Genomic DNA, 14,173 nt, shown 5'->3' with positions numbered 1-14,173 from the left:
GGGCGAGCCACTGAGCCGGCCACCCCCTCCGGGATACCAGGCCTGCGCCGGGTGGCGTCGACAACCTCTGCCGCAGGCGGGTGCCCGGGCTTGTTTCGGATTCACATCCTGAGCGAACAGCGCCCCGGCGATTCGCGCATCTCGTGCCCGCGCACGGCGTCAGCTGTTCTTGCGCGGCACCACCTCTGCCGATCGGGGGCACGGTGACGGGCTTGGTGTTGCTGCGTCTGCGCGCCCATCGGCTGCTGCTGGGCGCGGCGCTGTTGTCCATTGTGCTGACGACCTGCGCGGTGGCGGCGCTCGCGACGTTCAGCGCCGCGATCGGCGACGCGGGCCTGCGTCGGGCACTGCAGGAACAGTCGGCGGGCCGGACGCTGATCGATGTGAAGTCCGGCGTCGGGAGCCAGGACCCGGCACGGATGGACGCCGCGGTGCGCCAGGCCGTGGCGGGCGCCTACGACGGACTGCCGGTGAGCGTCGCCTCCACGACGCGCTCCGGCCCGTACGGTCTCCCGCTGAGCCTGCGTCCTGCGGGCTCGCCCCGTACGGACGACCCTGACCTGACGCTGCTGGCCACCTTCGACCCGTCCCGGGTGACGCTCACCCAGGGGGACCTGCCCGGGCCGGCGCCCGCCGGAGAAGCGGTTCCGGTGGCGGTGCCGGAGACCGTCGCTACGGCTCTGCGGCTGCGGCCCGGAGACATGATCACGCTGGCCGACCGGCTGGGCGGGCCGTCGCTGCGCGTGCGCCTGACCGGCGCGTACCGAGCCACCGACGCCACCGCCCTGTACTGGCGGCTGGACCCGCTTGCCGGACGCGGCGTGCGGACGCTGGCGTTCACCACCTATGGGCCACTGCTGACCGACCCGCGGTCGTTCTCTTCCGGTGCCGTTCCCGCGGCCGAAATGCAGTGGCAGACCGGCGGGGACTTCTCGGCCATGACCGTCGGCCGCATGGACGACGTGCGGCTGGCCGCCGAGCAGACCCTGCGGAGCCTGGACCGCCTGTCACCCGACGGGACCGTCGTCGCCGAGAGCGACCTCCCCGACCTGCTCGAGGACCTGAACGGCACCCTGTTGGTCAACCGCTCAACCCTGCTGATCAGCGCCCTGCAGCTGGGACTGCTGGCCGCCCTCGCGCTGTTCCTGGTCGCCGGGCTGCTGGCCGCCGAACGCTCCGGGGAGCTGGCGTGGCTGCGCGCCCGCGGCGGCTCCCGCGCCCGCGTCACCGGGCTCGCCGCGACCGAGGCCCTACTGCTGGCCCTGCCCGCAGTCGTGCTTGCGCCGCTGCTGGCTGAGCCGTTGGCGCACCTGCTGGCCGCACACGGGGCTCTCGCCCGCGCCGGGGTGTCGCTGGAGGCCTCCGCTTCGACTGCCTGGCGGGTGGCCACGGTCGCCGGGCTGGCCTGCGCCTTCATCGTGCTGGCCCCGTCGCTGCGACGCCCGGGGACGTACGCGGGGGAGCAGGCGGCGGCCACCGGCCGGCATTCCCTCCCCGCCGCCGCGAGGGCAGGCGCGGACATCGGCCTGGTGGTCGTGGCGGGCCTGGCGTTCTGGCAGCTCTCCCTCCGCGGCGGCGGATCGGGCGTGCTCACGGCCGACAGTGGTGGAGCCCTCGGGCTCGATCCGGTCCTCGTGGTCGCACCGGCGCTGTGTCTGCTGGCGGGCGCAGTGCTCACCCTGCGTCTGCTGCCGCTGGTCGCCCGGCTGGGGGAGCGGCGCGCGGCACGAGGCCGGGGGCTGGCGGCGGCGCTGACGGGCTGGCAGCTCTCCCGGCGGCCCGGACGCGGGACCACGCCCGCACTGCTGCTGGTCTTCGCCATGTCGATCAGCATCTTCGCCGTCGGGGAGAGCGCGAGCTGGACGCGCTCTCAAAGTGACCAGGCAGACTTCGCCGTGGGCTCGGATCTCCGTGTGACCGGAACATCCACCACGCCCTTCGGGCAGGGCGGCGTGTACGACGAGGTACCCGGCATCACCGCGGTGATGCCGGTCAACCGCAGCGAGGCGCCGCTGCCCAGGGACCGCGAGGCAACCGTGCTGGTGATGGACAGCACGGCCGCAGCGGAGGTGATGAAGCTGCGCGACGACCTCGCCGACCGGCCGGTCGCGGACCTGGTGCGGCCGCTGCGGCCCGACGGGGCCTCCGGACCCGACGCCGGGTTCGTGCTGCCGCAGGGCGCGGCGCGGCTGCGGTTCGTCGTGAGCCTTGAGGCCGTGGGAGCCGACGGCCGGTCGGTCGCCGGCACCGTCACCGACCGCATATCGGCGACCTTCGTCGACCGTTACGGCGCGCCGTACACCTTCGCTCTGGGACAGGTTCCCGCGGACGGTCGGCGACATGTGCTCGAGGCGGACTTCGCGGCCGAGGCGGGCCGGGCAGCTGGTGCCCGACCGGCCGGTCCTTTGCGGCTCAGTGGTCTCAAGGCCGATTACCTGGTGCCTCGCCGGGCCGAGCACCACCGTCTCTCGCTCACCACGCTGACCGCGGTGACCGCAGGCGGAGTGCCGGAGGCCGTGTCCGTGCCGAACGGCACGGCCTGGAGTGCCCGCACCCGGATCGAAGCCCCGGATTTCGAGGAGGACCCTGCGCACGGCTACCGCAACTCGCGGGTGGAAACGCCACGCTCCGACAGCGGTACTCCCTTGACCGTGCGTTACGACACAGGGGCGGAGCCCTTCCAGGACTACGTCCAGGGCGGCTCGCACGGTGCCATGGTGAGCGTGCGAGCCGGTACTCCGTTCAGGAGCGAGGTGCCCGCCCTGGTCACCGACGCGTTCCTGCGTGCGGTCGATGCCCGAGTGGGCGACAAAGTGAACGTCGACGTGCGGGGTGTGAAACTGACCGTCCGCGTCGCGGGAACGCTGCGTGCCTTGCCCACCACCCGCGCCGTGGCGCCCGACAGCGACGGCGGTGCGGTCCTGCTGGACCTGCAGACGGTCAACCGCGCGCTGGCGGGGCTGGACCGGGGCGGGTTGCAGCCCGGTGAGTGGTGGATCGCCACCGATCCGCATGCCGGTCCGCAGGTGGCGTCCGTCCTGCGGGCCCGTGGTGACATCACCTCCGTCCTGGTACGTGCCGAGCAGCGGGACGAGTTGCGGAGCGATCCGCTCGGCGCCGGTCCCCTGTCGGCTCTGCCCGCCGCAGTGGTGGCGGCGTCGCTGCTGGCCGCGCTCGGGTTCGCGGCCACGGCAGTCGGCGCGATGCGGGAGCGGGCGCAGGAAGTGGCGATCCTGGCCGCTTTGGGTGCCCCGCGGCGTTCGCTGTCCCGGGTGGTCGCCGCCGAGCAAGGTCTGTTGGTGCTGGTCGCGGTGGCGGTGGGGGCGGTGCTGGGTGGCTTGCTGACCCGGCTGGTCGTGCCGCTGATCGTGCTGACCACCGGTGCGGACAGTCCAGTGCCCGCGGTGCGGGTGGAGCTGCCGCCCGGTTCGTTCGTCGGACTGCTGGTCATCGTGGCCGTGGTGCCGCTGCTGGTCGTCGCGTTGACAGCGCTGCGGTCGGTGGACCCCGTTAAGGCGCTGCGCCGTCAAGGAGGTGAGTGACATGACCCAGTCGCGGACTTCTCGCGGTCACGGCGATGTGTCCTGGATCCGTGCCCGGTTCCGGGCCGCCCCCGGTGCGACGGTCGCTCTGGCCGTGCTGGTGCTGGTGACGGCGTTCCTGGCAGCCGCGCTGCCCCGAGTCGTGGACGGGTACGAGAACGACACGCTGCGCGACATGCTGCGACGGGCACCGGTGGTCGGCCGCAGCGTCAGCATGTCGCTGGACGTGTCGCGGATGGCCTATCCGTACAACGCCGAGGCGCTGTTGACCCCGGACGCGCTGGCCGCGGCCGAGGAAGCGTTCCAGCAGGTCGTCCGGCCACCGCTGGCGCTGGACAAGGGCCAGACCATCTACGGTGTGCGCAGCGCGCGCGCCAACCCGGTCACCGACCCCGGGCTGCCCCGCATCACCAAGAGCCTCGCCCCGGAGATCACGCTGGTCGCCCAGCAGGACCTCGCCGCCCGCATCCGGGTCGTGAGCGGGCGGCTGCCCCGCCCCGGCGGCAACGACAACGGCGTCATCGAGGCAGCCGTCACAGACCGCACCGCCAAGGTCATGAATCTGGCCGCGGGCAGGCTCCTGCACATACCCGGCCCGAGCGGGGAGGCCACGGTACGCATCACCGGAATCCTCACACCGCGGTCGCCCTCGGCAACCTACTGGAGATCCCAGCCGGACCTGCGCGCGCCGAGCGTGATCGCGCTCCCCAGTCAGCCCGATCCGACGTTCCACTGGCATTTCACCGCGCTCATCGACCCGAATGCCGCGGCTGCGCTGCTCGGTCTCCGTGACGGCGCGCAGGCGTACTGGCATCATCCGGCCGACATCGACACCCTCACCGCGCGCGACGCTCCTGCCGTCCGCGACCGGATCGCCGCGCTCAACGCCGGCCCGGACGCCACCCGACTGCAACTGCTCGCCCGGCAGCACGGCCTGACCGTCGAGGAGGACGGGCTCGCCGACGTGCTGACGCCCTTCCTCCGCGAGCGTGCCGCGGCCCAGCCGCTGATCATGGTCGCTGCGGTGGGCATCGGCACGGTCGCCGCCGTCGTGCTCATGATCGCCGCCGGACTCCAGGTGGCCCGGCGCCGGGCGGAGCTGACGCTGCTGCGCGCCCGGGGCATCGCCCTGCCGGGCCTGGCCGCCCGACTGTTCGGCGAGAGCACGGTGGTAGCGGCGCCGTCGGCGGCCCTCGGCCTGGGACTCGCGCTGGCGCTGTTCCCGGTCGAGCGCTTCACGCCGTCCGTGGTCTTTGCCGCGACTGTCGCCGTCGTGGGGTCTCTCGCCCTTCCCCTGCGCGCTCTGGTTGTGGCCGGCAGGCCCCGTCCGGAGCAGCGGGAGGACCTGGTGGCGGTGCGTCCCTCGCGGCGCCGGACCGTGGGCGAAGTGACGATCGCCGTCATCGTGGCCGGCGCGGTGATCGCGCTGCGCCGCAGGGGGACCGCCGACGGCGGGGCGGATGTGCTCATGGCCGCGGCCCCGGTACTGGTGGCAGTGGTGGCCGCGCTGGTGCTGCTGCGCGTGTATCCGCTGCCCGTACGACTCCTGGGCCGACCCGCCGCACGCCTCGAGGGCGCCGTGCTGCTGATCGGTGTGGCACGCGCCGGCCGTACTCCCGCGACCGCGGCGCTGCCACTGCTGGCGGTGATCACCGCTCTGACCGTGACCTCCTTCGGGGGCGCTGTCCTCGCCGGCGTCGAGGAGGGGCGCGACCACGCCGCGGTCACAGCGGTAGGCGCCGACGCCCGGCTGGAATCTTCGGCCGCCCTCCCGAAGGGGCTGGAGGCTCGCATCCGCCGGGTCCCCGGAGTACGCGACACCCTGGACGTGCGGATCGAGAGGGGACTGTCGGCCACGTCGAGCGGCCTGCCGTACGCCCTGATCGTCGCCGACCCGCAGCGGTACGCCCACCTCGCCGCGGAAACCGGCCTCGGCGCCACCCTTCCGGCCGGGGCGCTGGCCGCCGACGACGGGCGTGAACCGCTGCCCGCGGTCGTCTCCCCCCGTCTCGCTCGCGCATTCGGCGGGTCGACGGGCGAGGTGCCGGCGTCCGCCGGCCTGACCCGGGTGCGGTTCGTCGCGACGAGGGAAGTCTCGCCGGCCGCGACGAGCGGGGACTTCGTGATCGTCTCGGCGGCAGCCATGCGCCGGGACCACCCCGACGCGCAGCCCCAACTGCTGGAGCCCAACGCGCTCTTCGTGTCCGGTGCGGACCTCGACGGCACGGCGCTGCGCACCGTGGCGCGCGAGGCGGCGCTGCCCGGTATGCAGGTCTCCTTGCGTTCGCAGGAGCGGGCCGCGTACGGGCGGACGACGGCGTTGCAGTCCGGCGCACGGAGTGTGTATCTGGCGGCGGTTGCGGCCGGTGCCGGGTTCAGTGCGCTGGCGTTGATGTTGTCGTTGCTGCACAACGCGCCGCAGCGGCGGGCACTGCTGGCCCGACTGCGCACCATGGGCATGACCAGCCGTCAGCGGCAGGATCTGGCGGTCCTGGAGATGCTGCCGCAGGTTCTGCTCGCAGCGGTCGGCGGCGTCCTGGTCAGCGCCGTGACCGTGCCGCTGCTACGGCCGGGCGTCGACCTGACGGCGCTGGCATTCAGCACCACCACACCCGCCACCGACGTCTCGGCAGCGGTACTGCGCACCGACCTCGCCTCCCTGCTCCTGCCGTCAGCCGCGCTCATCGCGCTGGCCTGCGCGGTCCTGGCAGTACAGGCCTGGGCCACCGGACGACGCGGCGAAGGAACGGAACTGCGGATCGGGGACCGAGCGTGACCGACGACACCATTGAGACCACCACCGGCACCCCCGTTCCCGCGGAAGGTGGGGTGACCCTGGCCGAGCTCGAACGACGCGCCACCCAGCGCCGCGAACGCCCCGCCTACGGCCAGGAAGCTCTCATCGCCTGCGACCGCCTGGTTCGCATCTTCACCGCCCAGGGCGTCGAGGTTCAAGCCCTGCAAGGCCTGGACCTGCTCGTCGCGCGCGGCGAGCTCATGGCCCTGGTAGGTGCGTCTGGCTCCGGCAAGTCAACTTTGTTGAACATCCTGGCCGGACTGGACACCCCCACCGCCGGCGCCGCCTCCGTCGCCGGCTTCGACCTCCTCGACCTGGATGGCGGCAGCCGCCTGCGTTACCAGCGCGAAGTCGTCGGCTTCGTGTGGCAGCAGACCTCCCGCAACCTCTTGCCCTACCTCACCGCCCTGCAGAACGTCGTGCTGCCCATGCGCCTGGCCGGCGGCGTCAAGGGCCGCAGACAACGTGCGGCCCGCGCCGCCGAACTGCTCGATCTGGTCGGTATCGCCCACTGCGCCGACCGCCGGCCCCAGCAGATGTCCGGTGGGGAACAACAACGCACGGCCATCGCCGTCGCCCTGGCCAACCACCCCGCCCTGGTCCTGGCCGACGAACCCACCGGCCAACTCGACTCCGCCAACGCCGAACAGGTCTTCGCCGCCTTCCGCACCGCCAACCAGGAACTCGGCACCACCGTCGTCATCGTCACCCACGTCCAGGCCGTCGCCCAGGCCGTCGACCGCACCGTCGCCGTCCGCGACGGTCGCACCGCCTCCGAGGTCCTGCGCCACACCACCGTCGACGACCAGGGCAACACCGTCACCCACGCCCGCGAGTACGCCACCGTCGACCGGGTCGGCCGTCTCCAGCTCCCACGGGACTTCACCACCGCCCTCGACATCAGCCACCGAGTCCTGCTCGACCTCGAGCCCGACCACATCGAAGTCCGGCCCGACCGGCACGACAACTGACAACACAACCGGCAAGCGGGTCGGTTGCCACGTCGGCCGGCATCGGCACATCACCCTCGCAGTGCTGGCCCACGTCTGCCTGCCGTCGCCGCCGGCCACAAGCGACACATGGTCCCGACAACAGGCGGAGCACGACGTGCCCCGACTGAACATCAGCATCCACACCGAACGCCGCCGTCCTCAACCGGCGACGTCGCTGTATCCGCATTCCCCTCGACCAGCACATCCGCTCGAGGGACCACCGACGAAAGGTGTTTCTCTGATGGCTTGGACCCGCCTAACGGCGGCAATATCGGCGGGATTGATGGTGGCCACCGGAGGTGTGCAGGCCGCCGCCGCGTCAGGGACGGATGCCTCCGGGACCGCTGCCCGCCCCGCCGCCGTGCCGAAGCCCCACTCCGCGACCGTGCGTCTGGTGACCGGTGACCGGGTGACCGTGACGACGCTGCCCGGAGGACGGCGCACTGCTTCCGTACAGCCCGCCCCCGGGCGCGAGCACATGCCGTTCAAGACACTGGAGGGGGACGACAAGGCGGCGCTGACGGTCATGCCGTTCGACGCTGAGACACTGGTCGCCGCCGGCACCCTGGACCGCCGGCTGTTCGATGTGACGGCCCTGATCGCCGACGGCTACGACGTCACCCACACCTCCGCACTGCCGCTGATCGTCTCCTCCCTGCCGGAGCCGTCCCGCGCCGGGGCGAGGGCCACCGCGCAGGCGTCGAAGGCCGCGGCGGCCACCGCCGACCGCCTGGTGTCGCTCAACTCGGACAAGGCGCCCTCCCGCAGCCTGGAGAGCATCGGCGCCCGATCGGTACGGATCGCCGACCGCGACCTGGGCACGTTCTGGAAGACGCTGAACTCCGGCGGGACCTCGGACGCCGCCCGTGCCGCGGTCACCCCGCGGATCGCGCTGGACGGCAAGGTCAAGGCGGTACTGGACCGCAGCACCGCGCAGATCAACGCGCCCGCGGCCTGGAAGGCCGGCTACGAGGGCCAGGGCGTCAAGGTCGCCGTACTGGACACCGGCGTCGACTCCGAGCACCCCGACCTCGCCGACCGCATCGCGGGGGCGAAGGACTTCTCCGGGAGCGCCAACACCGAGGACCACTTCGGTCACGGGACCCACGTCGCCTCCACCGTCGCCGGTACCGGTGCCGCGTCCTCCGGCACCCGCCGCGGCGTGGCGCCCAAGGCCGACCTGCTGATCGGCAAGGTCCTCGACGACAACGGCTACGGCTCCGAGTCGGGCGTCATCGACGGCATGGAGTGGGCGGCCGGCGAGGACGTCAAGGTCGTCAACATGAGCCTCGGTGCGGACATGGAAACCGACGGCACCGACCCGATGAGCCTGGCGCTCAACGCGCTGACCGCGTCCACCGACACGCTCTTCGTCGTCGCCGCCGGCAACGCGGGCCCGTCCCCGTCCAGCGTCGGCTCGCCCGGCGCCGCCGATGCCGCGCTGACCGTCGGCGCCGTCGACCGCGACGACTCCCTCGCCTCCTTTTCCAGCCGCGGCCCCCGCGACGGCGACGGCGCGGCCAAGCCCGACGTGACCGCCCCGGGAGTCGGCATCGTCGCCGCCCGCGCGGCCGGCACCACCCTGGGCACGCCGGTCGACGCTTACTACGTGGCACTGGACGGCACCTCGATGGCCACGCCGCATGTGGCCGGTGCCGCAGCGCTGCTGGCCCAGCAGCACCCGGGCTGGTCCGCACAACAGCTCAAGGACGCTCTGATCAGCACCTCGCATGCAGTGCCCGGCACCGGTGTGACCGAGCAGGGCGGCGGCCGGATCGACCTCGCCGCGGCGACCGGCCCGGTCACCGCCACCGGCACCGTCACCCTGCCGTCGCTGCAGGCCGACGACACAGGGCGGTCGCGGCAGGCGGCCACCGTCCGCTACTCCAACACCGGTGACCGCCCGATCTCGTTGACGCTGGGCGTCAGCCTGGCCACGACCTCCGGACGTGCGCTCCCCGACGGCGTGGTCGCCGTCGGCTCCGGCACCGTGCAGGTGGCCCCCGGCGCCACGGCCGAGGTCCCGCTGCGCACCGACGCGGCGCGCGCCGTCCGCGGCAAGTACTACGGATACCTCACGGCGCGGGCCGCCGACGGCACCGTGGTCGGCCACACCACCGTCTCCCTGGTGGTGCACGCCCCGCGGCACCTGCTGACCGTGGTCTATCGCGACCGGACCGGCCGTATCGTGCCCGGCGCGGCCCCGACCATCTGGGGTGCCGACGGGGTCGTGGACTACACCGACCGCGAGACCGGCGTCGCCCTTGTCGAGGAGGGCACCTACCAGCTCAGCTACGACTTCTACGACGCCGCAGAGAACGGTGTCGCCGAGTACGGCGACGTCGTCGTCCCGGAGGTGAAGGTCGGCAAGGACACGACGGTGACGCTGAGCGCCGTCAAGGCCACCGAGGTCAGCTTCCGCACACCGCGCCCGGCCAAGCGGTACGGCATCATCAGCCCCACGTACTACCGAGAGATCGACGGCCACAGCCGGACGGCGGGCCTCATCGTCTGGCCCGGCGACCGGTACCTCACCTCGCCCACCGCCCCGGTCACCGACGGCGCCTTCGAGTTCACCCTGCGGGCGCAACTGGCCGCCCCGCAGGTGGAAGCGGAGGTTTCCGGCCGGCCGCTGGGGCTCACCCCCGTCTACGAGCCGTACTCCCCGCCCCTCGGTGACCAGGGCGCGCGGCTGACCGCCGTGTACGCCGGCACGGCGCAGGCCCCCGCCTTCCGCGGCGTGCGCGGCAAGCTGGCCGTCGTGCAGGACGACAACTCCGGCGGCTATGACACGTACCTCCTGGCGCGAGCTGCGGCGGACGCGGGAGCCAAGGCGTTGCTGGTGGTGTGGGCCGAGAGCCTGAACCCTACGGCGGACTGGCGGCCCATCGGCGACCGGCTGGCCCTGCCGTACGTGCGGGCCTCCTGGACGGAGGGGACGGCGCTGCTGAAGCGCATGGCGAAGGACACCACGACGGTGACGCTCTCCGGCACGGTGGTCAGCCCTTACATGTACGACCTCGTGATCGCCAAGAGCGCCGTCCCCGAGCACCCGGTGTTCGAGGTGTCGGAGCATGACAGTGCGCGGGTCCGCGCCACGTACACCCGTACCGGGGCCTCGGCCTGGGCGACCGAGCAGCGCTTTGGATGGCGTCCGTACCAGGACACCGCCTGGAACCAGTGGAGCCGCTTCGTCCCGGTGGGCCGGGACCGCGTGGAGTACGTGACGGCCGGGGACACCCAGTGGCAGCACGCCGTGGCGTACGGCCCCGTCGACGACCTGGGCTCCCCACTGCAGGGCGGCATGCGCGACGACGCGCACACTTACCGGCCCGGTCAGCAGGCCACCGAGCGCTGGTACGGCGCGGTGGTCCGCCCCTCGATCCCGCGCGGCGGGCACCTGCCGTCGGTGCGCACCGGCAACACCCTCGCGGTGTACGTGCCGGAGTTCAACGACTCCTCCGACACCGTCCACTGGTCCTTCGCGCAGACCGGGGGCTTCGACACCATCGGCGACACGGCCGTCGCGGAGCTGTACCGGAACGGGCAGCGGATCGCCTCCTCCGAACGCGGCGCGTGGGGCAACTTCGAGGTGCCCGCGGGTGACGCCGCGTACCGGCTGGACCTGGCCACCACCCGTACGGCGGACAACTGGCGCTTCGGCACCGGCACCCGCACGTCGTGGTCGTTCCGCTCGGCGGCGGCCGACGCCGACGCCCTGCTGCCACTGCTCCAGGTCGACTACGACGTCCGGGCCGACGCCTTCAACGCGCTGGGGCCCCAGCGCAGGCACACCATCGAGCTGACCGTCCGGATGCAGGACGGCATGGCAGCACCGCGCGGGGTGTCACTGAAGGCCGAGGCCTCCTATGACGACGGGCGGACCTGGACCAAGGCCGTCACCACCCGCAAGGGCAGTGTGTTCAGCGCCACGGTCGAGCGGCCCCTTCGGGTGCGCGGCGACGCCTATGTCACCCTGCGCGTGACCGCGACCGACGCGGCGGGCAACAGCGTCCGCCAGACGGTGGACCGCGCGTATCTGCACCACGGCACCGCATGATCGCCGAGGCCGGCGGCACGTGCCAATCCGGCTGATCGCGGCGGGTGCCAGGGTTCGCTCCCTGGCACCCGCCGCGCTTGTGCGGGGCAGTGGCGGGCATGCGCGGCGGCACGACAGACGGCCGGAGCCTGGACGCGGGCTCACTCAGCGAGGTCTTCGACGGTTCGCCGTGGAGTCACCGCGCCGTATGCAGATGGCGCCGGCACCCCGGAGAGCCGTTACCGGACGGACGTAGGTCGCCAGCCGGCGTCATGAGAGGCGACTCGCGGCGTACCTGGCGCGAAGCGGCGCGTCCAGGCCGCGCACCATCAACACTTCTGGTGTTCCCGTTCCCGCCGAGACGCGGCCGGGTTCCCGGACGGTCAACCCGCATACGTCTGAGCTTGGGCATTCCGCTCAAGTCGAGTGTCGAATTACGCGCATTGGCGTAGCACTCCAGCTGTGGATCGTGGTCTTGCTGGGCCGGTGCGGATAAGGGTGCGGCCACAGTTGATACACGGTCCGAGGACGCTGCGTGCGGGTTGAATTTTTCCTTACCTCGATGCGGCTTTGTTCCCGCAGCTGTGTGAGGGCCTCCTGCAAGGCCGGGCTGGGACCCAAGTCGTGTGCATCCTGAGGCGGTGAGCTCCTTGCGGGGCGGACGTCTGGTAGGCGTGGCGAAGGTGCCGCCGGCGCCGATGCAGGCGAGATCGGCCACGGCGGAGTGCCGAGCCGGACGCAGGTGGTCACGATGCGGTGAGTGCGGGCCGCGGTCAGGTCGTGAGTCCGGCCGGGGAGGGCCGGAGAGATCCACAGGATCTCGCCCTGGGGATCGGTGATGAGTTGGCGGAGTTCGCCGGAGTGGTCGGCGCGACCGTCGCCGATGCGGTCGCACTCGGCGAGTGTGCCGTCGACCAGCACGTACTTTGCATCGGCGGGAGAGGAGATCGATGATGGATCGGACGTAGGCGTGGGCGCTGCCGACCGACGTTGATCCGGAAGCCGGCCGCGATCTGGGCGAGGGAGTCGTGCCTGCGCAGGTACACCAGCGCGACGAGCGCTCGCTGGGAGGGCCGCAGCTTGCTGCGGCGGTCACCCTCCCGGGTGACGATCAGCATGGCGACTCACTCAAGCAGTGCGTGAGGCAGGTCCAGTGCGGAAGGATATGTAACCAACGAGGCTCGCCGGCGGCAGGGTTGAGACGCCAGACATCTCGCTCAAGCACCGAGGGGCCTCGCTTGTCGACGAAACGGCAGTACCGCGCCTTGAGCTTCTTGATCTCTTCGACGTCCGCCAGCCTCTCGTATGCGGTCATGGCGCTCTCCATTGGTTTGCGATGTGTTGGGTCTGGGACGGTGGACTCCGTCGACTTGGGGACCACCCCCCTTGCCGCGCGTATCTGCGGCGATTTAGGTGTGAACGGGTCGGACGGCCCGTTTCCGGGCAGGGCCTGCCGCAGGCGGATAGGGCGGCGCCCGCCCCACAGGGCGCAGACCCCATCCGGCTGCCGGGTCAGACCATGAGGCTCACTCGTTCGTTCACATTCAGCAGTGTCTTGCCATAGACCTCCAGGCCGACGACAGGGATCAGGCCGGCGTGGCGGGCTGCGGTGTTCGCATCACGCCAGATGCGCTGCAGGGTGTTCGTCTCGGCGAAGGCGGAGGCACCGTGCGCGTCCAGCAGGATGCCGATGGCCTCGAGGATCTGGCGGGCCGCGTAGCCCGCCCGGGCCCTGATGTGGGCGCGCGCGGCATAGTCCAGTGGGCCGGCGGCGGCCGCCTGGTCGACCTGCGAGGTCGCGCGGTGGGTCAGAAGCCTGGCTGTCTCGATCTTCAGCGCGGCCTCGGCCACCTGCATCTGGATCCCCACCGAGTCCGCCTGCCGGTTGTGAACGGTGAACGACAGCGGTTTGGACACCGCAGCACGTACCACCACGTCCAGAGCCGACTTGCCCAGCCCGAGCAACGGACCAAGCAGGCACAGCAGCAGCATCGGGCCGAACGAAGCGCCGTACAGCTCCTCCTCGCGGGACGAGCGCGGGTAGACCCCCTCCGCCGCCTCCGTGACCGAAAGGATTCGGTGCGCGGGAACGAACACATCTTGCGCGACGAGGGTGTTGCTGGCGGTACCCCGCATCCCGGCGGTGTGCCAGGTGTCCTCGATGACCAGTTCCGAGGCGGGAATCAGCACCAGAGCCTGATCTGCGACCGCACCATCCTCGTCCTGCAGGAGTGCGCCGACCGCCGCCCAGGTTGCGTACGGCGCGCCAGAGTTGTACGACCAGCGGCCGCTGACCCGCCAGCCGCCCGCCACCCGCTCCCCGATGCCTGTCGGCGCAGCCACACCGGTCACCCGTGCATCAGGGTCGGCTCCGAAGATCTCCTCCTGGGCCTCATCCGGAAACAAGCAGGCCAGCCAGTTCGTCACGGAGATGATCATCCCGACCCAGGCCGCCGAGCCGTCGGCTTCGCCGAGCGCCTCCGAGACATCGGTCAGGGTGCGCAGGTCCGCCTCCTGACCGCCGTATCGCCTCGGTATCAGCAGCCGGAAGACGCCGGCGTCGGACAGCGCATGGACGATCTCGGCTGGTACGACGCGGTCCCGGTCACCGCGACCGGCGTGCTTCCGCAGCAGCGGCTGCAACGCGGCCGCCGCTGCGACCGACTCGGACCTGGGACCGGCCTCGACCGGCCCGTCGGGCACGCCGTGGAACGTGGAGCTGTGCATACGTGTCTTCTCCGTCGTGGTCATTGAGTGTGCTGCTCGAGACGCGGCGCCGCCGGCGGAGACAGCAGGTGTGCCG

General features: G+C 72.0%; 6 protein-coding genes and 1 pseudogene. 4 read left to right on the top strand and 3 right to left on the bottom strand.

Annotation, left to right across the window (positions count from 1 at the left end):
• Positions 1 to 215: 215 nt before the first annotated feature.
• The 4 genes from ABZ312_RS33725 (at position 216) to ABZ312_RS33710 (ending at position 11,391) form a co-directional block, all read left to right on the top strand.
• Positions 216 to 3,542 (top strand): FtsX-like permease family protein, encoded by a 3,327-nt coding sequence (locus ABZ312_RS33725; protein WP_500439401.1) that lies wholly within the window; start codon positions 216 to 218, stop codon positions 3,540 to 3,542.
• Between the two features lies 1 nt (position 3,543).
• On the top strand, positions 3,544 to 6,318 hold the full coding sequence (locus tag ABZ312_RS33720) for a hypothetical protein (RefSeq protein WP_500439391.1): 2,775 nt from the start codon (positions 3,544 to 3,546) through the stop codon (positions 6,316 to 6,318).
• Positions 6,315 to 7,310 (top strand): ABC transporter ATP-binding protein, encoded by a 996-nt coding sequence (locus ABZ312_RS33715; protein ID WP_500439390.1) that lies wholly within the window; start codon positions 6,315 to 6,317, stop codon positions 7,308 to 7,310. Before ABZ312_RS33720 ends, ABZ312_RS33715 begins: the two co-directional genes overlap by 4 nt.
• A 415-nt stretch (positions 7,311 to 7,725) precedes the next feature.
• The gene (locus tag ABZ312_RS33710; protein ID WP_500439389.1) at positions 7,726 to 11,391 is read left to right on the top strand and encodes a S8 family serine peptidase; all 3,666 of its coding nucleotides are present in this window, start codon (positions 7,726 to 7,728) and stop codon (positions 11,389 to 11,391) included.
• Positions 11,392 to 12,010: 619 nt separating this feature from the next.
• Here ABZ312_RS33710 and ABZ312_RS33705 read toward each other — a convergent pair.
• The 3 genes and pseudogenes from ABZ312_RS33705 to ABZ312_RS33695 form a co-directional block, all read right to left on the bottom strand.
• Positions 12,011 to 12,488 (bottom strand): annotated as a pseudogene (locus ABZ312_RS33705) (transposase); the annotation flags it as partial.
• Positions 12,482 to 12,685: a hypothetical protein gene (locus ABZ312_RS33700; RefSeq protein WP_500331058.1), complete on the bottom strand. Its 204-nt coding sequence runs from the start codon at positions 12,683 to 12,685 to the stop codon at positions 12,482 to 12,484. The pseudogene ABZ312_RS33705 and the gene ABZ312_RS33700, both read right to left, overlap by 7 nt.
• Positions 12,686 to 12,882: 197 nt before the next feature.
• Positions 12,883 to 14,121 carry an acyl-CoA dehydrogenase family protein gene (locus ABZ312_RS33695; protein WP_500331056.1) on the bottom strand — a complete coding sequence of 413 codons (1,239 nt, stop codon included), beginning with the start codon at positions 14,119 to 14,121 and terminating at the stop codon, positions 12,883 to 12,885.
• Positions 14,122 to 14,173: the final 52 nt, after the last annotated feature.

The sequence above is a fragment of the Streptomyces sp. NPDC006207 genome (assembly GCF_040613835.1).
GTDB lineage: Bacteria > Actinomycetota > Actinomycetes > Streptomycetales > Streptomycetaceae > Actinacidiphila.
Note: the sequence above shows the minus strand (reverse complement) of the source record. Positions and strands in the feature narration are given on the sequence as shown.

What these genes read in the sequence shown, in the direction of transcription:
- ABZ312_RS33720 (WP_500439391.1), top strand. Translation starts at nt 3,544, where the DNA reads ATGACCCAGTCGCGGACTTCTCGCGGTCACGGCGATGTGTCCTGGATC.
- ABZ312_RS33700 (WP_500331058.1), bottom strand. Translation starts at nt 12,685, where the DNA reads ATGACCGCATACGAGAGGCTGGCGGACGTCGAAGAGATCAAGAAGCTC.
- ABZ312_RS33695 (WP_500331056.1), bottom strand. Translation starts at nt 14,121, where the DNA reads ATGACCACGACGGAGAAGACACGTATGCACAGCTCCACGTTCCACGGC.